The organism is Streptomyces sp. YIM S03343 (genome assembly GCF_054729195.1).
The window spans coordinates 3,898,483-3,921,610 of record NZ_JBPUKX010000001.1 but is presented as its reverse complement, the minus strand read 5'-3'; the positions used below and the strand labels follow the sequence as shown (position 1 = coordinate 3,921,610).

At 72.0% G+C, this 23,128-nt stretch carries 20 protein-coding genes and 1 riboswitch; of the genes, 11 read left to right on the top strand and 9 right to left on the bottom strand.

The genetic code is table 11. From position 1 onward, the window contains the following. Positions 1-34: 34 nt before the first annotated feature. The gene (locus ACSYGN_RS16755; RefSeq protein ID WP_460396383.1) at positions 35-562 is read right to left on the bottom strand and encodes a hypothetical protein; all 528 of its coding nucleotides are present in this window, start codon (positions 560-562) and stop codon (positions 35-37) included. 349 nt (positions 563-911) lie between these two features. On the opposite strand from ACSYGN_RS16755, the gene recQ reads away from it, so the two are divergent. Next, a complete protein-coding gene (gene recQ / locus ACSYGN_RS16750; protein WP_460396381.1) occupies positions 912-2,915 on the top strand; it encodes a DNA helicase RecQ in 2,004 nt (667 codons plus the stop codon). 90 nt (positions 2,916-3,005) lie between these two features. Here recQ and ACSYGN_RS16745 read toward each other — a convergent pair whose 3' ends face one another. Together ACSYGN_RS16745 and fahA are read right to left on the bottom strand one after the other, a co-directional pair. Next, complete coding sequence (locus ACSYGN_RS16745; protein WP_460396379.1) at positions 3,006-3,944, bottom strand: M56 family metallopeptidase; 939 nt, start codon at positions 3,942-3,944, stop codon at positions 3,006-3,008. 306 nt (positions 3,945-4,250) lie between these two features. Continuing rightward, positions 4,251-5,498, bottom strand: coding sequence for a fumarylacetoacetase (gene fahA / locus ACSYGN_RS16740; protein WP_460396377.1), 1,248 nt, complete (start codon positions 5,496-5,498; stop codon positions 4,251-4,253). 248 nt (positions 5,499-5,746) lie between these two features. On the opposite strand from fahA, the gene ACSYGN_RS16735 reads away from it, so the two are divergent. The 3 genes from ACSYGN_RS16735 to ACSYGN_RS16725 all read left to right on the top strand — a co-directional run bounded on the left by ACSYGN_RS16735 (position 5,747) and on the right by ACSYGN_RS16725 (position 9,230). Then, positions 5,747-6,991: a carboxylate--amine ligase gene (locus ACSYGN_RS16735; protein WP_460396375.1), complete on the top strand. Its 1,245-nt coding sequence runs from the start codon at positions 5,747-5,749 to the stop codon at positions 6,989-6,991. A 25-nt stretch (positions 6,992-7,016) separates the two neighbouring features. Then, a complete protein-coding gene (locus tag ACSYGN_RS16730) occupies positions 7,017-8,219 on the top strand; it encodes an FAD-dependent oxidoreductase (protein ID WP_460396373.1) in 1,203 nt (400 codons plus the stop codon). A 180-nt stretch (positions 8,220-8,399) separates the two neighbouring features. Beyond that, positions 8,400-9,230 (top strand): HAD family hydrolase, encoded by an 831-nt coding sequence (locus ACSYGN_RS16725; protein WP_460396371.1) that lies wholly within the window; start codon positions 8,400-8,402, stop codon positions 9,228-9,230. Between the two features lie 330 nt (positions 9,231-9,560). On the opposite strand, the gene ACSYGN_RS16720 is transcribed toward ACSYGN_RS16725, so the two are convergent. Then, positions 9,561-10,049 (bottom strand): transglycosylase SLT domain-containing protein, encoded by a 489-nt coding sequence (locus ACSYGN_RS16720; protein WP_460396369.1) that lies wholly within the window; start codon positions 10,047-10,049, stop codon positions 9,561-9,563. A 2-nt stretch (positions 10,050-10,051) separates the two neighbouring features. Next, positions 10,052-10,185, bottom strand: a riboswitch (cyclic di-AMP (ydaO/yuaA leader). A gap of 626 nt (positions 10,186-10,811) precedes the next feature. Between ACSYGN_RS16720 and ACSYGN_RS16715 the strand changes: the two genes are divergently transcribed. From ACSYGN_RS16715 to ACSYGN_RS16695, 5 genes are all read left to right on the top strand, one after another. Beyond that, positions 10,812-11,822 carry a polyprenyl synthetase family protein gene (locus ACSYGN_RS16715; RefSeq protein WP_460396367.1) on the top strand — a complete coding sequence of 337 codons (1,011 nt, stop codon included), beginning with the start codon at positions 10,812-10,814 and terminating at the stop codon, positions 11,820-11,822. A gap of 149 nt (positions 11,823-11,971) precedes the next feature. Then, positions 11,972-12,985, top strand: coding sequence for a CHRD domain-containing protein (locus tag ACSYGN_RS16710; RefSeq protein ID WP_460396363.1), 1,014 nt, complete (start codon positions 11,972-11,974; stop codon positions 12,983-12,985). 373 nt (positions 12,986-13,358) lie between these two features. Then, positions 13,359-14,630 (top strand): LolA family protein, encoded by a 1,272-nt coding sequence (locus tag ACSYGN_RS16705; RefSeq protein ID WP_460396361.1) that lies wholly within the window; start codon positions 13,359-13,361, stop codon positions 14,628-14,630. A 19-nt stretch (positions 14,631-14,649) separates the two neighbouring features. Further along, entirely contained in the window at positions 14,650-15,690 is a 1,041-nt protein-coding gene (locus tag ACSYGN_RS16700; RefSeq protein WP_460396359.1) for an ABC transporter ATP-binding protein, read from the top strand. Beyond that, on the top strand, positions 15,677-16,636 hold the full coding sequence (locus tag ACSYGN_RS16695; protein ID WP_460396357.1) for an ABC transporter permease: 960 nt from the start codon (positions 15,677-15,679) through the stop codon (positions 16,634-16,636). Before ACSYGN_RS16700 ends, ACSYGN_RS16695 begins: the two co-directional genes overlap by 14 nt. Before the next feature lie 10 nt (positions 16,637-16,646). Here the strand turns inward: ACSYGN_RS16695 and ACSYGN_RS16690 are convergent, their stop codons facing one another. Together ACSYGN_RS16690 and ACSYGN_RS16685 are read right to left on the bottom strand one after the other, a co-directional pair. After that, on the bottom strand, positions 16,647-17,807 hold the full coding sequence (locus ACSYGN_RS16690) for an amidase (RefSeq protein WP_460403514.1): 1,161 nt from the start codon (positions 17,805-17,807) through the stop codon (positions 16,647-16,649). A gap of 74 nt (positions 17,808-17,881) precedes the next feature. Further along, positions 17,882-18,415: a DUF6668 family protein gene (locus tag ACSYGN_RS16685; RefSeq protein WP_460396355.1), complete on the bottom strand. Its 534-nt coding sequence runs from the start codon at positions 18,413-18,415 to the stop codon at positions 17,882-17,884. A gap of 220 nt (positions 18,416-18,635) precedes the next feature. Here ACSYGN_RS16685 and ACSYGN_RS16680 point away from each other — a divergent pair, with 220 nt between their 5' ends. Continuing rightward, a complete protein-coding gene (locus ACSYGN_RS16680; RefSeq protein ID WP_460396353.1) occupies positions 18,636-19,973 on the top strand; it encodes a tetratricopeptide repeat protein in 1,338 nt (445 codons plus the stop codon). A gap of 19 nt (positions 19,974-19,992) precedes the next feature. Here ACSYGN_RS16680 and ACSYGN_RS16675 read toward each other — a convergent pair whose 3' ends face one another. From ACSYGN_RS16675 to ACSYGN_RS16665, 3 genes are all read right to left on the bottom strand, one after another. Next, a complete protein-coding gene (locus tag ACSYGN_RS16675) occupies positions 19,993-20,457 on the bottom strand; it encodes a VOC family protein (protein ID WP_460396351.1) in 465 nt (154 codons plus the stop codon). A gap of 39 nt (positions 20,458-20,496) precedes the next feature. Then, positions 20,497-21,531: an EamA family transporter RarD gene (gene rarD / locus ACSYGN_RS16670; RefSeq protein WP_460396349.1), complete on the bottom strand. Its 1,035-nt coding sequence runs from the start codon at positions 21,529-21,531 to the stop codon at positions 20,497-20,499. Between the two features lie 143 nt (positions 21,532-21,674). Continuing rightward, complete coding sequence (locus ACSYGN_RS16665; RefSeq protein WP_460396347.1) at positions 21,675-22,529, bottom strand: SDR family oxidoreductase; 855 nt, start codon at positions 22,527-22,529, stop codon at positions 21,675-21,677. A gap of 211 nt (positions 22,530-22,740) precedes the next feature. Between ACSYGN_RS16665 and ACSYGN_RS16660 the strand changes: the two genes are divergently transcribed. Next, positions 22,741-23,094 carry a winged helix-turn-helix transcriptional regulator gene (locus tag ACSYGN_RS16660; RefSeq protein ID WP_460403512.1) on the top strand — a complete coding sequence of 118 codons (354 nt, stop codon included), beginning with the start codon at positions 22,741-22,743 and terminating at the stop codon, positions 23,092-23,094. The last annotated feature ends 34 nt before the right edge of the window (positions 23,095-23,128 follow it).

The window sequence follows — 23,128 nt, the reverse complement described above, 5'->3', positions numbered from 1 at the left end:
CGTGCGGACCGGCGTCTCTGTGCCGTAGGACGGCTCAGGAGGCCGGGCACTTCACGGTGGGGTTCCACTGGGCGAAGAGGCCGCTCGGGTTGTTCTTGTAGAGCCAGACGTGCAGGTCGTAGTGGGTGGGCATACCGGGGTAGTGGCCCGCCATGGGGCCCTGGAAGTCCTGCCCGAACAACCGGGGCCGGGCCGTCTTGGTGCCGGTCACCGGCACGACCCACTCCACGCCGACGAGCCTGCGCCGCCCGTCGTCCCCGGCCTCGTAGAGGAGTCCGGCAGGCTTGGTCGGGTCGAGGGAGCCGAACCGCGACTCGTTGAAGTAGTGGAAGCCCATGCCGCCCGCGCTGCGGGCCAGACACATATGGGCGTCGTAGCCGTCGGCGGTGGCGAACGGCAGGAAGCGGTACTTCGCCGTCGCCTCGCGGGCGGTGGCGAGCTGTCGGGTGACGACGGGGTCCCGGTGCGAGGCGTGGGCGGGTGCGGCGGCCGTGGCGAGGGTGAGGGCCGTGGTGAGGGCGGAGGCGAGGGCGACGGCGGCTCTGGCCAGGCGAGCGGTCATGACATGCAGCTCCTTGGGGTGTCGAACGGGCGGATCGTCGAGCAGGTGGGACGCCGAACGGGCGGATCGCTGAACAGGCGGATCGCCGAACGGACGGATCGCCGAACGGGCGGATGGCTGAAGGGACGAATGGCTGAAGGGGCGGACAGGTGGGCGGGCGCTCCGGGCGTCCGGCCGCTCGGGCCCCGCCCTCGGCAGCCTGTCCCGGACGGCATGCGGCGGCCACCCGGAGACGCCCGATGGACTGATACGACAAGTAGCCGCAGGGTGTGGACAACTCGGGACGCTGTCGGCGCGGCCCCCTATCGTGGAGGCAGTGGTCGGGAGACGACCCACGGGGGACAGGACTATGCACGGGACGGGCGGGATCAGCGAGATGCCAGGGGCAGAGATGCCAGGGGTGACGGACAGCGAGGCGCTGGCCGCACTGCACCGGGTCTTCGGGTACGAGACCTTCCGCGGCGAACAGGAAGCGATCATCGAGCATGTGATCGCGGGCGGCGACGCCGTGGTCCTCATGCCGACCGGCGGCGGCAAGTCGCTGTGCTACCAGATCCCGGCACTGGTCAGACCCGGCACCGGGGTCGTGGTCTCCCCGTTGATCGCGCTCATGCAGGACCAGGTGGATGCGCTGCGCGCGCTCGGGGTGCGCGCCGGGTTCGTCAACTCCACACAGGATTTCGACGAGCGCCGCACGGTGGAGGCGGAGTTCCTCGCCGGGGAGCTGGACCTGCTCTATCTCGCACCCGAGCGGCTGCGTCTGGACGCCACCCGCGACCTCCTCTCACGGGGCAAGATCTCGGTCTTCGCCATCGACGAGGCGCACTGTGTGTCCCAGTGGGGCCACGACTTCCGCCCCGACTACCTCTCCCTGTCCGTGCTGGGCGAGCGCTGGCCGGACGTCCCGCGGATCGCCCTCACGGCGACGGCCACGCACGCGACGCACGAGGAGCTCACCCAGCGGCTCGGGATGCCTGCCGCACGCCACTTCGTGGCGAGCTTCGACCGACCCAACATCCAGTACCGCATCGTGCCCAAGGCCGACCCGAAGAAGCAGCTGCTGGCCTTCCTGCGCGAGGAGCACCAGGGCGACGCCGGCATCGTCTACTGCCTGTCGCGCAACTCGGTGGAGCGGACGGCGGAGTTCCTCACCGCCAACGGCATAGCTGCGGTGCCCTACCACGCGGGCCTGGACGGGGGCATGCGCGCGGCGCACCAGTCCCGGTTCCTGCGGGAGGACGGCGTGGTCGTGGTGGCGACCATCGCCTTCGGCATGGGCATCGACAAGCCCGACGTACGGTTCGTGGCCCACCTCGACCTGCCCAAGTCGGTGGAGGGCTACTACCAGGAGACGGGCCGCGCGGGCCGTGACGGACAGCCCTCCACGGCCTGGATGGCCTACGGCCTCAACGACGTCATACAGCAGCGCAAGCTCATCCAGTCCGGCGAGGGCGACGAGGCGTTCCGCCGCCGTGCCGCCGCCCATCTGGACGCCATGCTGGCCCTCTGCGAGACGGCCCGCTGCCGGCGCGGACAGCTGCTGGCCTACTTCGGCCAGGAACCGGACGCGGTGGGCTGCGGCAACTGCGACACCTGCCTCACGCCGCCCGAGACCTGGGACGGCACGATCGCCGCGCAGAAGGTGCTCTCCACGGTGGTGCGGCTCCAGCGGGAGCGGGGCCAGAAGTTCGGCGCTGTGCAGATCGTCGACATCCTGCTCGGGCGGCGCACGGCCAAGGTGATCCAGTTCGACCACGACCAGTTGTCCGTGTTCGGCATCGGAGAGGGGCTGACCGAGGGCGAATGGCGGGGTGTGGTGCGGCAGTTGCTCGCCCAGGGGCTGCTCGCGGTCGAGGGCGAGTACGGCACGCTGGTGCTGACCGAGGCCAGCGGCTCGGTGCTGCGGCGCGAGCGGGAAGTACCGCTGCGCAAGGAGCCGAAGAAACCAGCGACGGCACGCTCGTCGTCGTCCGGCAAGGGTGAGCGCAAGTCCAAGACGGCCGCGGCCGAGCTGCCCGGGGAACTCCTCCCGGCCTTCGAGGCGCTGCGCGCCTGGCGTGCCGAACAGGCCCGTGAGCAGGGCGTCCCGGCATATGTCATCTTCCACGACGCGACGCTCCGGGAGATCGTCACCGTCCGGCCCACGTCGGTCGCCGAGCTCGGCACCGTCGGCGGGGTCGGCGAGAAGAAGCTGGCGACCTATGGCGAGGGCGTGCTCGGGGTGCTGGCCGCCCTTGCCGCCGAATCCGCCGGAGCCCAGGATCCGGCGGGCGGCGGTACCCAGGACGACGACTGGCCCGAGCCGGAGGACGGCGACCCAGGACCGGAGCCGGACTCGGACGACTGGATATAGAGGGCGGGACAGCCGCGGGACAACGGCGGGGCGCAGGGACCAGGGGGTCCCTCCGTGAACATCCCCGTCCGCGCCGCGCCCGCTCCCGGCTCAGCCCAGCGCCGTCAGCCCCGGGGTGAAGGTGATCAGCAGCGGGATCAGCGGTACCAGGGCGGCTGCCGTGGTTGTGAGCGCCCGGCGCCGCCGGTCCAGCCGGGGCGGCGGCTGGAGGAGACGGTCGACGCGCTCGCCGAGGAGACGGCGGCTGGAGGAGCAGGACAGCACGCCCCGGTGCTGGTTCAGCTCGATCAGCGCCAGGGCCGTGGTCAGGTGGCCGCAGCGGCGGGACGCGGTGTCGTCGGCGGCCAGCTCGACCAGCCGGTACGTCTGGTCGCAGAAGTGCGTGAAGACGGGGACACGCGGGAAGCCGGTGGCGAGCGCGGTCGACAGATGCAGCAGCCAGTCGTGGTGGGCGCGGGCGTGGTTGCGCTCATGGGTGAGCACGGCGTCCAGCTGGTGGTCGGTCAGCCGGTGCAGAGCGCCGGTGGTGACGATCAGCTGGGGCGGATGACCGGGCAGCCACCAGGCGTCGGGGTACTCGTCCTCCAGCACCAGCATGGCCCCGCGGCTGACGGGCAGTCCGGCGGGCAGTTCGGGGGCGCGTTCCCGCAGGTGCGCGCGCTTCAGGCCGCGGCGTCGGCGGGCGTCGACCGCCTCGCGGGCCAGCATCGCGGTCGTCCACCCGGCGCCGCAGGCCAGCAGCAGGGTGAGGGCGCTGGCCCAGGGGGCCGCGGCGGACAGGTCGTAGGCGGCGGTCACGGCGGGTGGTGCGGGTGCGAAGACCTGGTCACGGACCGTCTGGAAGACGGCGGCGGCGCCCAGCACGAGCGCGGCCAGACAACACAGCAGAACGGTCGCGACCAGGCACTGCCACACCCACAGGGCGACGACGGGTTCCCGCTCGGGCCATACGGCCGCGGTCAGCGCGCGCGGCGCCGGCACGGCCGCCGAGAGGGCGACGACGCTCAGCAGGAGCAGGCAGAAGGTCATACCGGGAACTCCGGTTCCGGGTCGAAGGCAGGTGCGGGAGCTGCGGGAGCCACGGGAGCTACGGGAGGTGCGATAACCACGAGAAGTACGGACACGGGCCGGACGGCGTGGTGATGAGGTGTCGGGAGCATTCGGTGTGGAACGGCTGGAATGGATGGCACGGAGGGCACGGATGAAACGTGGCGGAAGGAGGACGGCGGGTCTGCGGCTGCCGCCCGCCGCCCAGTATGACGGCGACGGGCGGCCGGAGTCAGGAGTCGGACACGAAGAGAATCAAGCTCATCGGGCTTGTCGCGCGTGTCGGGCTCACCGCGAGACCACCCGCCCCGTCACCTCGCCCAGACCCACCCGGGCGCCGCCCGCTCCCGGCGCCCACGCGGTCAGGGTCACCGTGTCGCCGTCCTCCAGGAACGCCCGCTTGCCCTCGGGGAGTTCGAGCGGTTCGCGCCCGTTCCACGTCAGCTCCAGCAGCGAGCCGCGCTGCCCGGGCTCCGGCCCGCTCACCGTGCCCGAGGCGTACAGGTCGCCGGTGCGCAGCGAGGCGCCGTTGACCGTCAGATGGGCGAGTTGCTGGGCGGCGGTCCAGTACATGGCGGAGAAGGGAGGCTCGGAGACGACCTGACCGTTGATCTCGACGCTCAGATGCAGGTCGTAGCCGCCGGGCTCGGTGCCGGGGGCGGAGTCGTCGAGATAGGGGAGCAGGGGGTGCGTGCGCGCAGGGGGCGTGGTCCGGGCCTCGTCGAGCGCCTCCAGGGGCGTGATCCAGGCGGAGACGGAGGTGGCGAAGGACTTGCCGAGGAACGGGCCGAGGGGGACGTACTCCCAGGCCTGGATGTCGCGGGCCGACCAGTCGTTGAGGAGGCACAGCCCGAAGACGTGCTCGCGGAAGTCGGCCAGCGGGACCGGGGTGCCCAGGCGCGAGGGCACCCCGACCACGAAGCCGACCTCGGCCTCGATGTCCAGACGGACCGACGGGCCGAACACCGGTGCCGGGTCGGCGGGGGCCTTGCGCTGGCCCGAGGGGCGGACGACGTCCGTTCCCGACACCACGACCGTGCCCGAGCGGCCGTGGTAACCGATGGGCAGATGTTTCCAGTTGGGGGTGAGGGAGTCGGCGGCGTCCGGGCGGAACATCCGGCCGACGTTCCGGGCGTGGTGCTCGGAGGAGTAGAAGTCGACGTAGTCGGCGACGTCGAAGGGCAGATGCAGGGTCACCGACGACAGGGGGTGGAACAGCGGCTCGATCGTCTCCCGGTGGGAGGGCACGGTCAGCCAGGCCGTCAGCGCCCGCCGTACGTCCGACCAGACGGTGCGGCCCGCCGCGAGGAGCGGTGTCAGGGACGGCTGGGAGAGCAGGGCGGCGTACGGCGAGCCGAATGCGCGGGCGGCCGCGCCGGCGTCCAGGACATGGCCGCCGAGCCGGACACCGACCCTGCGCCCGGTGCCGGGACCGGTGGGACCAGTGGGATCGGTGGGCCCGGCGGGGGAGAATACGCCGTAGGGAAGGTTGTGCGGGCCGAAGGGGTCGCCCTCGGGGACGTCGAACGGGGGCATCGGTGCTGCCTCGCTTTCGTGCACATCGGTTGTGCCTCGGTCACGGGACGGGTGCCGTGCGGTCCATGGGTCGGGCCACACGTTACGGGTGGATTGCCTGTCCGGGCAGTGCCTAAAGAGATTGCAATGTCCGCTTTGGTCTTGTCGGAGGCTTAGGTTCCGGCTTAGCGTCCTTCGGGGGACGCGGACGGGGTGGGTCCGCTCCGTAGGGGGGACACGTGGGGGGACCCGTGGCCAGGAACACCGGTGTGCCGTTCGCAGCGGACCGTGACGTGCCGGGCCTGATCGTCAAGTTCGGCGACTACCCGTTGCATCACGGGGGTGTCGGCGCGATCCGCAGCCTGGGGCGGCTCGGCGTCCCCATGTACGCGATCACCGAGGACCGCTGCACACCGGCGGCCGTCTCCCGGTATCTGGAGCGGGCGTTCGTCTGGCCGACAACCGGCACGGAGGACCAGGACCACCTGATCGAGGGACTGCTGCGCATCGGGCGCCGTATCGGCTGCCCCACCGTCCTCGTCCCGACCGACGAGGAGGCCGCGGTTCTGATCGCCGAGCACCAGGAGGCGCTGAAGGAACGCTTCCTGTTCCCGCGGGTCGAACCGGCGCTGCCGCGCCGGCTGGCCAGCAAGCAGGGGCTGCACGAACTGTGCGTGGAGCACGGCATACCCAGCCCCGTGGCAGCCTTCCCGCGGTCGTACGACGACATCGTGGCGTTCGCGGAGAAGGCGCGCTTCCCGGTGGTGGCGAAGAACCGGGAGGCGTTCGTCAGGCGGGAGCGGCCCGCCGTCAATGGCACCACCCGGATCACCACCCGGGAGGGACTGCTCGCCCTGGCCCGTGACTGGGGCGAGCGGCCCGGGGTGATCCTCCAGGAGTATCTGCCGAGGGAGGAGGCCGAGGACTGGATCGTGCACGCCTACATCGGCCGGGACTCCACGCCGCTCGCCCTGTTCACCGGCGTCAAGGTGCGCTCCTGGCCGCCGCACGCGGGGATGACGGCGAACGCGTACGTCGTCGACAACCCGGAACTCGCGGACCTCGCCGCACGTTTCGTCAAACAGATCGGCTTCACCGGCATCGTCGACCTCGACCTGCGCTTCGACCGCCGTGACGGCCGCTACAAGCTGCTCGACTTCAACCCGCGCATGGGGGCGCAGTTCCGGCTCTTCGAGAACGAGTCGGGGGTGGACGTGGTCCGCGCCATGCACCTCGATCTGACCGGCCGCGCCGTCCCCGAGGGCGAACAGCGGTCCGGCCACCGCTACGTCGTGGAGAACATCGACCTGCCCGCTCTCCTCGCCTACCGCCGCAGCGGCTACACCACGCCGCACGCCCCGGCCCGGCCGAGCGGGACGGAACTGGCCTGGCTCGCGGGTGACGACCCGTTGCCCTTCTTCACGATGCTCGCGCGCTTCGTGCGGCCGGGCGCGAAGCATCTCTATCAGCTGTGGCGGACCAACCGCCGCGGCGGCAGCACCGCCACGAAGTAGGCAAGTCGTCCTGGGGAGGGACTTCGTGATCCAACCGGTAGCAGTCATCGGCGCCGGCCCCTTCGGCCTTTCCACCGCCGCGCATCTCACGGCGCGCGGCATACCGGTGCGTGTCTTCGGCGAGCCGATGGTCAGCTGGCGCGACCACATGCCCGAAGGCATGATCCTCAAGTCCACCCCGACCGCCTCCAGCATCGACGCGCCCCAGCCCGGCCACACCCTCGCCGACCACTGCGACGCGGCGGGCGTCCGGCGCCTGGTGACCGACGAGGACCTCATCCCGGTGGAGACGTTCATCGCCTACGGCGAGTGGTTCCAGCAGCGGCTGGTGCCGGAGCTGGAGCGGGTGCGGGTGGTGTCGGTGGACCGCCGGAAGGGCGGTGGCTTCGATCTGAAGCTGGACTCGGGCGAGTCGTTCGCGGCCCGCGCGGTCGTGGTGGCGACGGGCCTGTCGGGACTCGCCCACCTCCCGCCGGAACTGGCCGTCGCAGGGACCGGCGGACCCACCCCCGCCGGACCGGTCTCGCACAGCTCCCAGCACCACGACCTGACCCCGTTCGCGGGCCGGGACCTCATCGTCGTCGGCGCGGGCCAGTCCGCGCTGGAGACCGCGGCGCTCGCGGCGGAGGCCGGCGCCCAGGTGAGGGTCGTCTCCCGCGGCCGGGGAAAGGTCGACTTCGGCGCCGCCCCGTGGGACCAGCCCAGGCTGCGCCCCGAGTCGCCCTTCGGCCGCGCCTGGTCCCTCTGGGCGTTCAGCTACTACCCGCATCCCTACCGCTTCCTCCCCGCCCGGCTGCGCCACCACCTGGTGCGCCGCGTCCTCGGCCCGCTCGGGGCCTGGTGGCTGCGCGACCGCTTCGAGGACAAGGTGACGGTGGAGGAGGTCGAAAGGGTGACGGGGACGGACGCCCCGGACGGCACCCCGCGGCTCACCGTCCGCACCCTCGACGGCGGCACCCGCGAGCTCACCGCCGACCATGTGATCGCCGCGACCGGCTACCGCGTCGACCTGGCCTCGATGGACTTCCTGGGCGACGGACTGCGCACCTCGGTCGCGGTCAGCCGGGGCACCCCCAAGCTGGGCGCGGGATTCGTCTCCTCGCTTCCCGGCCTCTACTTCACGGGCCTGCCCGCAGCCGCCTCCTACGGCCCGGCGATGCGCTTCGTGTGCGGCACGGAGTTCGCCTCCCCGAGGCTCGCCGGGCACCTTGCGACAGCGCACGGCTGACCGGCATTCGGCACCCGGCCCGCCACGTCGTGAAGATCACATGAACGTCCTGTGTGACCGAAGAAGCCACATCAGCAAGGGAGTTGACATGGGCGGCAGCGTGCGGCGGGCCGGTGCGGCCGGGTAACGCCGGGCCCCGCGCGTCCGATCGGCGCGCCGGACGATCCGTATTCTCTGATCATGCCCGCACCCATCGCGCCTGCCGACCGTCCCCCGTACTCCCTCATCGCCACCGACCTGGACGGGACGCTGCTGCGCGGCGACGACACCCTCTCCGACCGGTCGCTCGCCGCGCTCGCCCGGGTGGCGGCGGCCGGCGCACGGCATCTGGTGGTGACCGGACGCCCGGCGCCCAGGGTGCGGCCGCTGCTGGAGGACCTGGGCGGCAGGGGGCTCGCGGTGTGCGCGCAGGGCGCCCAGCTGTACGACGCCGGCGCGGACCGGCTGCTGTGGTCCGTCACCCTGGACCGGGAACTGGCCGAGACCGCGCTCGGCAAGATCGAGGCCGAGGTGGGGGAGGTGTACGCGGCCGTCGACCAGGACGGCGTGGACGGGCTCACGCTGATAGAGCCCGGTTATCTGATGCCGCACCCCACCCTGCCGGCGGTACGGGTACGGCACCGCGACGACCTGTGGTGCGAGCCCATCAGCAAGGTCCTGCTGCGCCATCCCGCCCTGTCCGACGACGAGTTGGCGGCGACGGCGCGCGGGGCGATCGGTTCCCTGGCCACGGTCACCATGTCGGGCCCGGGAACGGTGGAACTCCAGCCGTGCGGCATCACCAAGGCGACGGGCCTGGCCCTGGCAGCCGAACACCTCGGCGTGAGCTCCGCCCGCACCATCGCCTTCGGCGACATGCCCAACGACATCCCCATGTTCGACTGGGCCGCCTACGGAGTGGCCATGGCCAACGCCCACCCCGAACTCAAGGCAGTGGCAGACGAAATCACCCTGTCCAACGAGAACGACGGCATCGCCGAAACCCTGGACCGCCTCTTCCCAAGCCTCTAGGCCCCGCACCCAAAGAACCCGCCCCGCCCCCCGAAGGGGCGCGGGGAACGGCGCGCCAAGCCCCCACCGTCCCGCACCCAATGACTCGACCGGCCCCCCCGAAGGGGCGCGGGGAACTGCGCGCCAAGCCCCCACCGGCCCGTCGGCAAAAGAACTCGACCAGCCACCTCCAAGGGGCGCGGGGAACGGCGCGACCACCCCCCACCGGCCTGCCGGCCAAAGAGCCCACCGGCCCTCCAAGGGGCGCGGGGAACTGCGCGACCACCCCCCACCGGCCCGGCGGCCAAAACCCCACCACCCCCCGAGGAATACCAGCCGACCCAGCGGGAGCTAATACGCTCCGTTGACGTTGTCGATCGACCCATAAACCGCCGCAGCGTAATTGCACGCAGCGGTGATGTTCGCCACCGGATCGAACGGGTTGTACGACGTCCCGGCCACGTGGTACGCGAGGAACGTCGGGTCGATCACCTGGAGCAGCCCCTTGGACGGAGTCCCCTTCGCGGCGTTGGAGTCCCAGAGGTTGATGGCGTTGGGGTTGCCCGACGACTCGCGTATGACGTTGCGGTAGATGCCGTTGTACGTCCCCGGGATGCCCTTCTGCGCCATGATCGCGAGGGACTCGCGGATCCAGCCGTCGAGGGTGTTCGGGTACCCGGCGAGGGTGGTGGAGGCGGACGTCACCGGGGTGGCCGCGGACGCGCTGGTCGCGCCGACGATCGGGAGCGCGAGCACGGCCGCGCCGGTGACGGCGACGGTGAGCGTGCGCAGGACGCGCGAGGTGCGGAAGGCATGGCGAAGCTGGCCCGTTGCAGGCATGGCAAGTTCCTCTCCGTCGCCTGCGAGGTGAGCTGTCGGGTTCGGGCGGGAGCTGCCCGGCCGGGCCACCGTACGGCGGTCCGATTTCACCCCGAGCCGGCCCCGGCGCACTGTCCGGTCCCGGCGTTCTACCTGGGTCCCCCGCTCCTGCCGTGGTGAGTGGTCGTTGGCCGTCGGGCGGCGGCAGGATTCGGCGTTCCGCTCGACTGGCCGGGAACGTATGCGAGAGCAGATGTCCAGAACAAGTCACGGAGGCGGGTATCGCACCAGTTGACCTTGGTGTGAGGTGTATGGGGTACTTGATCCTTTGCGTCCGGGAAGCGTCAACTGGCCCCCAGGGGGAAGGGGATGTGCAGAGAAGGAGGGGGAGGCGGACCAGGGTGGACGGCTGTGCCGAGTGAGACAATTCACGGCTTTCAGCAACTGCGACTAATCGGGCAATATGCCCAACCATGGGCAGTCGGGGCGCAATTCGGCGGGCAGTCTGCGAGGAACCTCTCGCGCGGTTCCGGTCGTTGTTGTGGTGACGGTGTGCGATCGCCTGATGCGCGATAGACGGTAATAATTCCTATTAAGTCAATCAATGTCCGTTCATATTGTTTGATCGACGACATAACGGTCGTGATCCAATAGCACCCCTCCTGTGACGGTGGGCGCTATCGGTGATCGAAAGCTGACCGGATACGCTGACTTGAGTGATGGCAGCGACCTATCGACAAACCGTGTAATCGCCGGTAGACGCCAGCAGACAGGAGAACCCTCGTGACCGTCGTCGGGCCGTTCGGGCTGAGCGTGCGGGACCAGGCTCTGGAAGCCGATGTCCAGGCCGGTATGGCGGCTGTCGAGGAAGGGTTGCTCGAGGCCACCAAGAGTGAGGTTCCCTTCATCACCGAGGCGGCCCAGCACCTGGTGCGGGCGGGCGGCAAGCGGTTCCGGCCGCTGCTGGTGATGCTTGCGGCGCAGTTCGGCGACCCGTACGCGCCCGGTGTCGTGCCGTCGGCGGTGGTCGTGGAGCTGACCCATCTGGCCACGCTGTACCACGACGACGTCATGGACGAGGCCGCGGTGCGCCGCGGCGTGCCCAGCGCCAACGCCCGCTGGGGCAACTCGGTGGCCGTCCTGACCGGCGACTTCCTGTTCGCCCGTGCCTCGCACATCCTGGCCGACCTGGGCCCGGAGGCGGTGCGGGTGCAGGCCGAGGCGTTCGAGCGGCTGGTCACCGGCCAGATCCTGGAGACGGCGGGCCCGGCCGACGGCCGCGACCCGGTCGAGCACTATCTGGACGTGCTCGGCGGCAAGACGGGCTCGCTGGTCGCGGTGGCCTGCCGGTTCGGGGCCATGATGTCCGGCGCCGACGAGACGGTCGTCGATGTGCTCACCCAGTACGGTGAGCGGCTCGGTGTCGCCTTCCAGCTCGCCGACGACGTCCTGGACATCGCCTCCGACTCCCACGAGTCCGGCAAGACCCCGGGCACCGACCTCCGCGAGGGCATCGCGACCATGCCGGTGCTGCGCCTGCAGGAGATGGCGGCACGCCACGGCAGGGCGGAGGACATCGCGCTGTGCGAGCTGCTCGCCTCCGACCTCGCCGACGACGCGCGCCACACGGAGGCGCTGGCGGCGCTGCGGGCGCACGCCGCGCTGCAGCAGGCCCGCCGTGACACCGTGCGGTACGCGCAGGACGCCCGTGCCACGCTGGCCCCGCTGCGGGACTGCGACGCGAAGGCGGCCCTGGTGGAGCTGTGCGACGCGGTGGTGCACCGCGCGGGCTGAACCCCCGCTCGCGCACCGCTCCGCCCTCACTCCAACGCCTGTGACCCGTGTCACACTCCTGGGGTGAGTCCGGCCACGGGACCGGCCGTATTCATGCCCGGGACCCGGCGCAGGGGGCGCCGGGCGGGATACGGGGAGCACTCACCACCATGGGCATCAGCGCAGCACGCACCATGCGCCGTAGGACCCTGATCGCCACCGGCGCCGCCCTGGCCGCGGCCGCCGGCGTGGCCGCCGGGACGATCCCGGCGGTCGCAGTCGGCCGAACCACCGGAACCACCACGAGCACCACCGCGAGCACCAGCGAGGCCATGGCCACGGCCGAAACCGAGCCCACGACCACCACCGTCCTCGCCACCGTCCTCCGCGACGCCAACGAGGTTCCCGTCGCGGGCGGACCGGCCACCGGGGACGAGAACGGCTCGGCGCTGGAGTTCATCAAGATCGAGGGTGACAGGGTGTCCGTCGCCGTCACCTGGCAGGGCACCGGCCGCCCGACCGCACTGCACCTCCACCGGGGCGCCAAGGGCACATCCGGCGATGTCGTCGTCGACCTCTCCCGGGTGCTGCGGCACGCCCGGCACGCCCGGCACCACAGCGTCACCGGCACCGTCGAGGTGAAGGACCCGACGCTGCTGAGCGCGCTCACCAACGACCCCGGTTCGTTCTACGCCAATCTGCACACCAGGGCGTTCCCCGGGGGCGCCGTCCGAGGACAGCTCCACAAGGTCACCGTCGATGTCGACTTCCGGCACGCGCTGCGCGGCTTCCGTGCGTCCGTCGTCCAGGGGAAGCAGATCTACGAGTGCAAGGCGACCGGTACCGGCGGTTACGCCTTCGCCCAGCGCGATGTGAGTGCCCGCTTGGAGCACGGCATCCGGCACTCTTTCGTGGCCCCGAACTCCGGTACCCCGCAGTGGGTCGCGCCCGACGGCAGCGCGGTCACCGGAGCCGTACTGAGCCGGACCCCGAACGGCGACGGCAACATCCCCGAACTCGACCTCAAGGCCACGCAGTCCGGCGAGGGCCGCGGTCTGCTCGCCGGCACCGTGGAGGTCCTGCGCCTGAACACCGCGGGCGGCACGGCTCCGGCCGGCTCCTGCACATCCGGCGACATCGTCGAGGTGCCGTACCACGCGGACTACGTCTTCGTGCAGGGCTGACTCACCACGCCGACACTGCACGCCGACACTGCACGCCGACACTGCACGCTGACGCCCCACGCCGACGCCCCACTTGGGCGATGGTCTGACTGACGGCTGAGTGATGGCTGAGCGATGGCGGCGTCTCCGCCCCCGGGACCCCGACCGTTCCGGTCCCGACCCCTACGGGTAGGGCGGAGGCGCCGCCCTCGTGTGTCATACCGCAGTCGTACACAGAGTTGAGCCCGCGGTCTGACGATTCCGCTCTGCCGATTTGGTGAGATGGACACCACGGAAAACACCACTCCTCACCGATTCGGGTGAGAATGGCGGCTCGGGGTGGACAGACTCGCAGCATCGAAAGCCGCCGCCGACGACGGAGGTAGGGCACACAATGGCACCGTACGAATCCGACGACAGCAGGGACATCGCTGGGACCGCGGAGGCCGACGACATGCGTGGCGGCCGTCGCAGGGCCGCGCGGTATGTCGTCCCGGTCGCGGTGGTGGGGGTGGCCGCGGCGACCATCGGCCTGGTGCCGGCACTCGCCGACTCCGGTGACCCCGACCTGCCGAAGATCACCGCCCAGCAACTCATCGACAAGATGGCCAAGTCGGACGTGGAGCAGCTGTCCGGCACCGTGAAGATCACCACCGATCTGGGCCTGCCCGACCTCGGTGGCCTCGCGAGCAGCCTCGCCTCGGCCGCCGGGCAGCAGGCGAGCGGCAGCGGCTCGACCGCCGACCCGAGCTCCAAGCTGATGGAACTGGTGTCCGGCACGCACACGCTGCGCGTCGCGGCGGACGGCCCCCAGCGGCAGAAGCTGTCGCTGATGGAGAACGCCGCCGAGTACAGCCTCATCCACAACGGCACGGACGTGTGGGGCTACGACAGTTCGTCCAACGAGGTCTACCACGGCACCTCGGCCAAGGACGAGCAGCCGCAGGAGCGTCCCACCACACCGAAGGGCTTCGCCGACGAGGCCCTGAAGTCGGTCGACGACACGACCTCGGTCACGGTCGACGGCACCGCGCACGTCGCGGGCCGGGATGCGTACAAGCTGGTGATCAAGCCGAAGCAGTCCGGCACGACCGTCGGCGTGATCAGCATCGCGGTGGACGCGAAGACATGGATGCCGCTGAAGTTCACGCTGACCCCGGCGAGCGGGGGCGCGGCCGTGGTCGACGCGGGCTTCACCCAGGTGTCCTTCGCCAAGCCGTCCGCGTCCACCTTCGACTTCACGGCGCCCAAGGGCGCGAAGGTCACCGAGGAGGGCTCCGAGACCACCGACGCCAAGCCGAGCAAGGACGCCTCGAAGTCGGCGGACGAGCTGCTCAAGAACCTCGGTGAGAAGCCCGGCAGCGACAAGAAGAACGCCGACGGCCTCGCGGGCGAACTCGGCGACGGCTACAAGGTCCTCGGCAAGGGCTGGACCGCCATCGCGGTCCTCGACTCGGGCAGCGGCAGCAAGAGCAGCGGTGACAGCACCGGCAGCGCTGACATCAGCGGCGTTCTCGGCTCGTTCGGCGACAAGGTGAAGGGCAAGTTCGGCTCGGGCACGGTCTTCTCGACCCGCCTTATCAACGCGCTGGTCACCGACGACGGCAAGATGTACGTCGGCGCCGTCACCAAGGGCGCGCTGCTGAAGGCGGCCGACGCCGGCTGACGACGAATCGAGGGAGCCGATGGCCGAGCCGCCCGCCGCGGACGAGACCGCGGACGAGAACGCGGACGACAACGCGGACGACAACGCGGAAGAGGGCGCGGAAGGGCGCACCGACGGGAGCGCGGGCGTCATCGCCACCCGCGCCCTCACCAAGCGCTACCGCGGCGGGCAGCTCGCCGTGGACGGTCTCGATCTGACCGTCCCGGCGGGCAGCGTCTTCGGCTTCCTCGGCCCGAACGGCTCGGGCAAGACCACCACCATCCGCATGCTGATGGGCCTGATCGAGCCCACCTCCGGCACGGCCCGCGTCCTCGGGTACCCCATGCCCCGCTCGGCGCGCGCCGTGCTGCCGCACGTCGGCGCCCTGATCGAGGGCCCGGCCCTCTACGGCTTCCTCTCCGGCCGCGACAATCTGCTGCGCTACGACGCCGCCGACCCGACCGCCGATCCGCGCACCCGGCGTGCCCGCGCCGCCACGGCGCTGGACCGGGTGGGGCTGACGGCGGCCGCGGGCAAGAAGGCGAAGGCGTACTCGCTGGGCATGAAGCAGCGGCTGGGCCTGGCCGCCGCGCTGCTCCAGCCGCGCAGGCTGCTGGTCCTGGACGAGCCGACCAACGGCCTCGACCCGCAGGGCATGCGGGAGATCCGCACCCTGGTGCGGGAACTGGCCTCCGACGGCACGACCGTGTTCCTCTCCTCCCACCTCCTCGACGAGATCGAGCAGGTGTGTACGCATGTGGCCGTGATGGCCCGGGGCAGGCTGCTGACCCAGGGTCCGGTGGCGCAGCTCGCGGCCGGGGCGCGCGGCAGGCTGGTCGTGAGCACCCCCGACGCGGGCGACGCCGCCCGGGTACTGAAGGAACGGGGGCTCGCCGACATCGTGGCCGACGGGGACCGGGTGACCGCCGAGCCGCCGGACCCGGATGTCACCGACCTCGCCGATCTCAACGCTGCGCTGGTGACGGCGGGCGTGCGGGTGCGCGGCTTCGGAGTGGAACGGGCCTCGCTGGAGGACGCGTTCGTGGCACTGACGGGGGAGGGCTTCGATGTCGCGGGCTGAGACGGCCAAGACGGCGGCCACTACGGCGGCTACGACGGCAGCCACGACGACGGCCACGAAGGCGGCCACGCGGAGTCGGTCCGAAACGCCGACGCGTCGCCCGAACCCCCTCTGGACGCTGGGACTCCTGCGCAGCGAACTGCTCACCACCTTCCGCCGCTGGCGCACCCTGGCCCTGCTCGGCGTCCTCGCTGCCGTGCCGGTGCTCGTCGGGATCGCGGTCAAACTGGAGACCCGCGACGGCGGCACGGCGGGACCCCGCGACCCGGGAGCCGGACCGGCGTTCATCGCGCAGGTCACCAACAACGGCCTGTTCCTGGTGTTCACGGCGCTCGCCGCGACCCTGCCCTTCTTCCTGCCGGTGGCGATCGGCGTCGTGGCGGGCGACGCGATCGCGGGCGAGGCGAACTCCGGAACCCTCCGCTACCTCCTGGTCGCCCCCGCGGGCCGCACCCGACTGCTGCTCACCAAGTACGCCACCGCACTGACGTTCTGTCTGGTCGCCACCCTCGTGGTCGCCGTCTCCGCGCTCACCGTCGGCGCCCTGCTCTTCCCGCTCGGCGACGTGACGACGATCTCCGGCACCCGCATCACCTTCGCCGACGGACTGCTGAGGGCCCTGCTGATCGCTCTGGTGGTCGCGGCGTCCCTGGTCGGCGTGGCGGCGCTGGGGCTGTTCGTGTCCACGCTGACCAGCAGCGGCATCGCGGCGATGGCGACGACGGTGGGCCTGCTGATCACGGTCCAGATCGTCGACCAGATCCCTCAGCTCCACGCGATCCAGCCGTATCTCTTCCCGCACTACTGGCTGTCCTTCGCCGACCTGATGCGCGAACCGGTCTACTGGACCGACATCACCAAGGACCTCGAACTCCAGACCCTGTACGCGGCCGTGTTCGGCTCGGCGGCCTGGGCCCGCTTCACGACGCGGGACATCACGGCGTAGCGCCGGGACATCACGGCGTAGCGCTGGCGGGCGTCGCCGCACGCAACCCCGCCCGGGTCTCGGCGGCCTGAGCCATCCGCAGCAGCAGTGCCTCCCGCCCGCGCGCCGCGACGAGTTGGAGCCCCACCGGGCAGCCGTCCGCCCCGAACCCGGCCGGGAGGGTGAGCGCCGGATGGCCGCTGAGGTTGAACGCCCAGGTGAGCGCCGTGGAGTAGCGCGGGCCCGGGCCCTCGTGGCCGTGCGGGGCGTTCGGCGTCGTCGGGGTCAGCAGCAGGTCGGCCCCGGTGAAGAGGGCGGTGAGGCGTTCGTCGTTCGCGGTGCGGAGCCGGTGGGCGGGGGCGGGGGAGGGATCGGCGCCGGGGGTGCGCAGGGCGAGCCAGGCGGGGGACGGGTCGTGCAGGCGGAGGGGTGTGCCGGGCGGCCGGACGAACCGTACGACGCCGGTGTCCGCGAGCCGGAGCGCGGCGCCACGGGCCACGGCCACCTGGTCCGGGTCGGGGTCGGCGAAGCCCAGGTCGGCGGACCAGACGGCGCGCACCGGCGCCTCCGGCCCCGCCTCACCCGGCAAGCCGTCACCCGGCAAGACTCCGCCCGACCCGACCTCGTCCGCCACGACCTCGCCCGACACCACCCGCCAGTAAGCCGCCGCGTCCGAGGCACACCGGGCCAGCACCCCGGCCGCCGCCAGACCCGTACGGTCCGGGGACGGCAGCCGCCCGTTGGTGGTCTTCAGCCCCACCACCCCGCACCACGCCGCCGGGATCCGTACCGACCCGGCCCCGTCGCTCCCGGTCGCCAGCGGCACCAGCCCCGCCGCGACCGCCGCTGCGGAACCCGCCGACGAGCCTCCCGGAGTGCGGTCGGCCCGCCAGGGGTTGACGGTACGGCCGCCCGCCCCGAGTCCCCAGGTCTGCCAAGGAGTTCCGGGACCGGGCACGGCGGTCGCGCCGACCGGGACGCATCCGGCGTCCACCAGTGCGCCGACGACCGCCGAACGCAGCGCGCCGCGCCGTCCCTTCACACCGAGCGGCACCCCGGCCAGCGGCAGCCGCTCGCCCGCCGCGATCCGCCTGTCCACCTCGGCGGCCCGGCGCAGCGCGTCCGCGTCCCACACCTCGGCGAAGGCGTGCAGCGCGGGCTCGGCCCGCTCGATCCGGGAGAGGGCCGCCATGACGACGTCCACGGCACGCAGACGACCGGACCGTACGGCGGCGGCGAGGCCGCAGGCCGACGGGTGAGCCCTGTTCAGCGGCCTGCCGTGCCGGTCGCGCCCGTCAGCCGGGCCAGCGGGGCGGCCTCGCGGGGTGGGCGGCCGGTGAGGTCGCCGAGGCGCCACGCGGGGACCCAGGGCACCTGGTAGACGTCGATGACCGACTCCAGCAGCCTGACGCGCTGGGCGAGGGGACGCGGCAGCCGCCCCGGGGCGTCCGCGACCAGCACCACCGCGTCCAGGTCGAGACCGGAGGGCGCCGTACCGCGACGGAAGACCTCCAGGGCACGGGTCGCGGCCTCCAGACCGCTCGCGTGGGTACGGGCCACCAGCAGTACGGAGGGCGGGTCGGCGGGGCCCGGCCAGTCCCGGCCGCAGTCGTGGCCGCCGTAGACGGCCGCGAGGGTGGTGGCACCGGCGCCGCCGTGGGTGGCCAGCCAGGAGAAGCGCCGTGGGGTGACCGTGCCGAACCCGGGCGTGCCGTGCTCCCGTGCGGCCGGCAGCCGTTCGGCGCCGTCCACCGGACCGCGCAGCCAGATCTCCGGTCCCTGCGGCACGCCCGTCTGCATGACCGTTTCCTCTCTGGCGGGGGCTCTGGGACGAGCCTGTGACGCCATGGTGACCCGGGAAGGGGAGCAAGCGGAGAGACTCGACGGTAAGCGTACGAGTCAAACGTGCCCGGACGAACCGGCCTTGAGCCGGTGAGCCCACGCCGGACGGCTGGGGGAGCACCATGGAACCCGCACGCGCCGTCCGCCGACTCGCCCACGTCACCGAGTGAGGGAACGCATGACTCGACTCAGCCGCGAGAAGAAGCGGGAACACCAGCGCGCCGTGCCCCCGCACGCCCCCGCGGCGGTCCCGATCGACATCCGCGTGTCCGCCACCGACGGCGGAGCCTCCGCAAGCGCTACGGCCGTCGCGACCATCGGAGGTGTCCCCGTCACCGCCGCGCCCGGTGAGGAGATCCAGCAGACCGTCCTCGACCATCTGCACCGCATCGCCCTCGCCACCGGCCGGTCCGTCGTCGCCACCGTCCACGACGACCGCATCGGTTACGTCATCCCCCTCCAGGTGGGCACCGACGGCGCGAGCAGCTTCGCGGGCGAGCCGCTGCGGCTGCCGCTGCCGGGAGCGCTTCCGCTACCGGGTGCGCTGCCGGGGGCCGGGGCCGGGCACGACACCGCCATACGCCGTGACAAGCCCACGCACGACCTGCGCCAGGTCCCCGGCCCCGACCCCGACCCTGACCCCGTCACTCCGGGGCCGGTGCGTGACGCCGTACCGACCTTCCCCCTCCACGCCGTCCCGGAGCCGCTGCCGCTCGGCCGTACGACACCGACGTTCCCGCTGCGCGCCGTACCCGAGCCCGCCGTACCCGAACCCGCGGCATTCGCAGATCCCGTACCCCCCGTACCCCCCACGCCCGCCCCCGGCACCGTCCTCCCGCCGACCGGCGTGTTCGGCCCGCCGCCCACGATGGACGCGCCGCCCGGGACCGCCCCGGCGGCGCTCGCCCCCCTGACCGAACCGGAGCTCGAGCCGGAGCCGGAGTACGACCCGGACCCCCGTCCCACCCCTGCCCGGGGTTTCGACGCCGTGGCCGAAGCCGTGCTGTTCGACACCCCGCCGCCCGCCCCCGGCGAGGCACCGGCGCGGCTCGCCGAGCCGGTGGCGCGGATCAACGAGGCCGTCAAGGCGGGCCGGATCGACACCGCGGCGGAGCTGGCCGGGCGGACCGTCACCGAGGCCACGGCCACGCTCGGCGCGGAGCACCCGGAGGTGCTGCGGCTGCGTGAACTGACCGCCTACATCGCCTATCTGGCGGGGGAACCGGTGCGGTCCTTCCGGCTCTCCGTCGAACTGGCCCGTGTCCGCCGCGCCGGTCACGACGCAGAGGGCGCCTACGGCAGTGTGCAGAGCGCCGCCACCGCCTGGCGCGCCGTACGCGACCCGGAGCAGGGCCTCGGCCTCGGCCGCGACCTGATCGGCCTGTGGGCCGAACTCGCCGCCGAGGAGGGCCCGGCCGCCGACGACATCGAGGAACTGGAGTCGGCCCGCGCCCGGATGGGCCGCCTCACCGAGCGCGCCGCCCGCGGCCGGAGCGGGGCACCGGCCCGCGACTGACCTGCGGCCGCCGGGTGCCTCACTGCACGCAGAACTCGTTGCCCTCGGGGTCGGTCATCACCACCCACTCCCCGGCGGGCTCGCTCACCCGCCGCAGCACGCTGGCCCCGAGTGCGTGCAACCGCTCCACCTCGGCCGCCCGCCGTCCCTCGCCGGGATGCAGGTCGAGGTGGAGCCGGTTCTTGACGGTCTTCGGCTCCGGTACCCGCTGGAACAGCAGCCGTCGCCCGAGCCCGGTGCCGCGCTCCCCGTCGTACGGGTCGTCAGGATGCCGTACGGCGATGAGGTCCCGGAATGCCGGGCGCCCGTGGTGCTCCACGACGGCCGCGCCGGGCAGCGCCCCGAGTTCCAGCAGCCGTTCGACGAACGCGCTGTTGTCTTCGACCTCGTAGTGCAGCGCGGCCGCCCAGAAATCGGCCTGCGCGTGCGGGTCCGCGGCGTCGACGACGAGCTTCCAGTGCAGAGGTGCGGTGGTGGACGTCATGGGCACCACTTATAGCCGCCCACGGGGCCGGAACGCCCGTTATGCGTCCACCGGAGCAGCGGCCGTACCGGGCGCCGTGCCGGGAGCCGTACCGGGAGCCGTACCGCCACCCGTGTCGGCTGCCGTGCCGGGCGCCGCCGCCCCCGGAACCCGTATGGCCGCCGGCTCCACCAGCGCCCGCTGCCGCCGCGCCACCCGCAGCGCGTCCCCGGTCAGCAGCACCAGCGCCAGCCACACCAGGGCGAACCCGGCCCACCGCTCCGGCGGCATCGCCTCGTGGAAGTAGAGGATGCCGCACAGGAACTGGAAGACCGGCGCCAGATACTGGAGCAGCCCCAGCGTCGACAGCGGCACGCGGATCGCGGCGGCCCCGAAGCACACCAGCGGCACCGCGGTGACCAGGCCGGTCGAGGCGAGCAGGGCCGCGTGGCCCGGGGTGCCGGTGACGAAGGTCGAGTCGCCGTGCGCGGTCAGCCACAGCAGATAGCCGAGGGCGGGCAGGAACTGGATCGCGGTCTCGGCGGCCAGTGACTCGACGCCGCCCAGGTTGACCTTCTTCTTCACCAGCCCGTACGTGGCGAAGGAGAAGGCGAGACAGAGGGAGATCCACGGCGGGCGGCCGTAGCCGATCGTCAGGACGAGCACCGCGGCGAGGCCCACGCCGACCGCCGCCCACTGCACGGGCCGCAGCCGTTCCTTGAGGATCAGCACGCCCATCGCGATGGTGACCAGCGGGTTGATGAAGTAGCCGAGGGACGCCTCGACGACATGGCCGGTGTTCACGGCCCAGATGTAGACGCCCCAGTTGACGGTGATGACGGCTGCGGCGACCACTATCAGCCCCAGCCTGCGCGGCTGCCGTATCAGCTCACCGGCCCAGGCCCAGCGCCGTACGAAGAGCAGGGCGAGTGTGACGAAGGCGAGGGACCACACCATCCGGTTGGCGAGGATCTCCACCGCCCCGGCGGGCTTGAGCAGCGGCCAGTACAGCGGGACGAGCCCCCACATCCCGTAGGCCGCGAAGCCGTTCAGCAGACCTGTCCGTCGTTCACCCTTCGACGACTCCCCGGCCACCGGCCCCTCCTTCACGCCCCGGGTCCCGCGTGCCGGGCCCACCCGCACGAAGGTAACGCCGGGCACCCCCGCCTGTCATAGGTGTATCGCCATACGGTCATGACAGCGGGGTGCCCGGGGCCGCCCGGGACGGAGGGGGCCGATCAGCTCTTGAGTGCCGCCCTGATCGCGTCGGCCAGCGGGGTGGTCGGGCGTCCGGCCAGCCGCGACAGGTCGCCGGTGGACACGACCAGCTCGCCCTTCGCGATGGACGCGTCCACGCCGACCAGGATCTCCGCGAACGGCTCGGGCACGCCCGCGCCGGTCAGGATGCCCTTCATGACCTCACCGGGGACGGAGTTGTAGGCGATCTCCTTGCCGGTCTGCGCGCTCAGCTCGGCCGCGTACTCGGCGAAGCCCCACGCCTCGTCGCCGCCCAGCTCGTAGGCCTTGTTCTCATGGCCCTCGCCGGTCAGCACCGCCACGGCGGCGGCCGCGTAGTCGGCGCGTGAGGCGGAGGAGACCCGGCCCTCACCGGCCGCCGAGACGACCGCGTCGTGCGCCAGGACCGGGGCCAGGTTCTCGGTGTAGTTCTCGTGGTACCAGCCGTTGCGCAGCAGCGTGTACGGCAGACCGGAGGCGAGCAGGGCCTCCTCGGTGCCGCGGTGGTCGTCGGCGAGTGCGGCCTTCAGGCTCGCGGGCGCGCTGGTGTACGCCAGCAGCGCGACCCCGGCCGCCTCGGCGGCGTCGATGACCGCCTTGTGCTGCTGGACCCGGCCCTTGTCGAACTCGTTGCCGGAGATCAGCAGCACCTTGTCGCCCGCCGCGAACAGGCCCTCCAGGGTCTCCGGGCGGTTGTAGTCCGCTACGGCGATCTTCACACCGCGGGCCGCGAAACCGGCCGCTTTGGCTTCGTCGCGTACGACGGCGGTGATCTGCTCGGCCGGGACCTTCTCCAGCAACTGCTCCACGACGTGACGGCCGAGATGTCCGGTGGCTCCGGTGACGACGATGCTCATGATCTGCGCTCTCCTTGTGGGGTGGCTTCTCCACCAACCTAGGGCGTGCGCTAACTCTGCGAAAGTACCCACTTAGAAGTAAGGTACTGGTATGGGAGTAAGCAACCAGGTCAGGACCGTGCCGGGGGCCATACCGGATTCCGCACAGGGGTCCGCGCCGGCCTCAGTGCCAGTGTCAGCATCAGCATCCAAGTACGACATCGACGAGGCCATGTGCCCGTACCGTCTCGTCCTCGAGCATGTCACCAGCCGCTGGGGTGTGCTGGTGCTGATCGAGCTGCTCGACCACCCCCGCCGCTTCAGCGAACTGCGTCGGGTGATCGGCAGGGTCAGCGAGAAGATGCTCACCCAGACCCTCCAGACCCTGGAGCGCGACGGCCTGGTCCACCGCGATGCCAAGCCGGTCATCCCGCCCCGCGTCGACTACTCCCTCACCGACCTCGGCCGCGAGGCCGCCGGGCAGGTGCGGGCCCTCGCCCTGTGGACCAAGGACCGCATGGCCGACGTGGAGCAGGCCCGCCGCACCTACGACGAGGCCCGGGAACTCAGGTCCCGGGCCTCGTGACTCATCTCGGCTCGGCGGGCAGCTGACGCGCGTC

What these genes read in the sequence shown, in the direction of transcription:
- ACSYGN_RS16700 (WP_460396359.1), top strand. Translation starts at nt 14,650, where the DNA reads ATGGCCGAGCCGCCCGCCGCGGACGAGACCGCGGACGAGAACGCGGAC.
- ACSYGN_RS16695 (WP_460396357.1), top strand. Translation starts at nt 15,677, where the DNA reads ATGTCGCGGGCTGAGACGGCCAAGACGGCGGCCACTACGGCGGCTACG.
- recQ (WP_460396381.1), top strand. Translation starts at nt 912, where the DNA reads ATGCACGGGACGGGCGGGATCAGCGAGATGCCAGGGGCAGAGATGCCA.
- ACSYGN_RS16685 (WP_460396355.1), bottom strand. Translation starts at nt 18,415, where the DNA reads ATGCAGACGGGCGTGCCGCAGGGACCGGAGATCTGGCTGCGCGGTCCG.
- ACSYGN_RS16705 (WP_460396361.1), top strand. Translation starts at nt 13,359, where the DNA reads ATGGCACCGTACGAATCCGACGACAGCAGGGACATCGCTGGGACCGCG.
- ACSYGN_RS16755 (WP_460396383.1), bottom strand. Translation starts at nt 562, where the DNA reads ATGACCGCTCGCCTGGCCAGAGCCGCCGTCGCCCTCGCCTCCGCCCTC.
- ACSYGN_RS16690 (WP_460403514.1), bottom strand. Translation starts at nt 17,807, where the DNA reads ATGGCGGCCCTCTCCCGGATCGAGCGGGCCGAGCCCGCGCTGCACGCC.
- fahA (WP_460396377.1), bottom strand. Translation starts at nt 5,498, where the DNA reads ATGCCCCCGTTCGACGTCCCCGAGGGCGACCCCTTCGGCCCGCACAAC.
- ACSYGN_RS16720 (WP_460396369.1), bottom strand. Translation starts at nt 10,049, where the DNA reads ATGCCTGCAACGGGCCAGCTTCGCCATGCCTTCCGCACCTCGCGCGTC.
- ACSYGN_RS16725 (WP_460396371.1), top strand. Translation starts at nt 8,400, where the DNA reads ATGCCCGCACCCATCGCGCCTGCCGACCGTCCCCCGTACTCCCTCATC.
- ACSYGN_RS16745 (WP_460396379.1), bottom strand. Translation starts at nt 3,944, where the DNA reads ATGACCTTCTGCCTGCTCCTGCTGAGCGTCGTCGCCCTCTCGGCGGCC.
- ACSYGN_RS16710 (WP_460396363.1), top strand. Translation starts at nt 11,972, where the DNA reads ATGGGCATCAGCGCAGCACGCACCATGCGCCGTAGGACCCTGATCGCC.
- ACSYGN_RS16665 (WP_460396347.1), bottom strand. Translation starts at nt 22,529, where the DNA reads ATGAGCATCGTCGTCACCGGAGCCACCGGACATCTCGGCCGTCACGTC.
- ACSYGN_RS16675 (WP_460396351.1), bottom strand. Translation starts at nt 20,457, where the DNA reads ATGACGTCCACCACCGCACCTCTGCACTGGAAGCTCGTCGTCGACGCC.
- ACSYGN_RS16660 (WP_460403512.1), top strand. Translation starts at nt 22,741, where the DNA reads ATGTGCCCGTACCGTCTCGTCCTCGAGCATGTCACCAGCCGCTGGGGT.
- ACSYGN_RS16680 (WP_460396353.1), top strand. Translation starts at nt 18,636, where the DNA reads ATGACTCGACTCAGCCGCGAGAAGAAGCGGGAACACCAGCGCGCCGTG.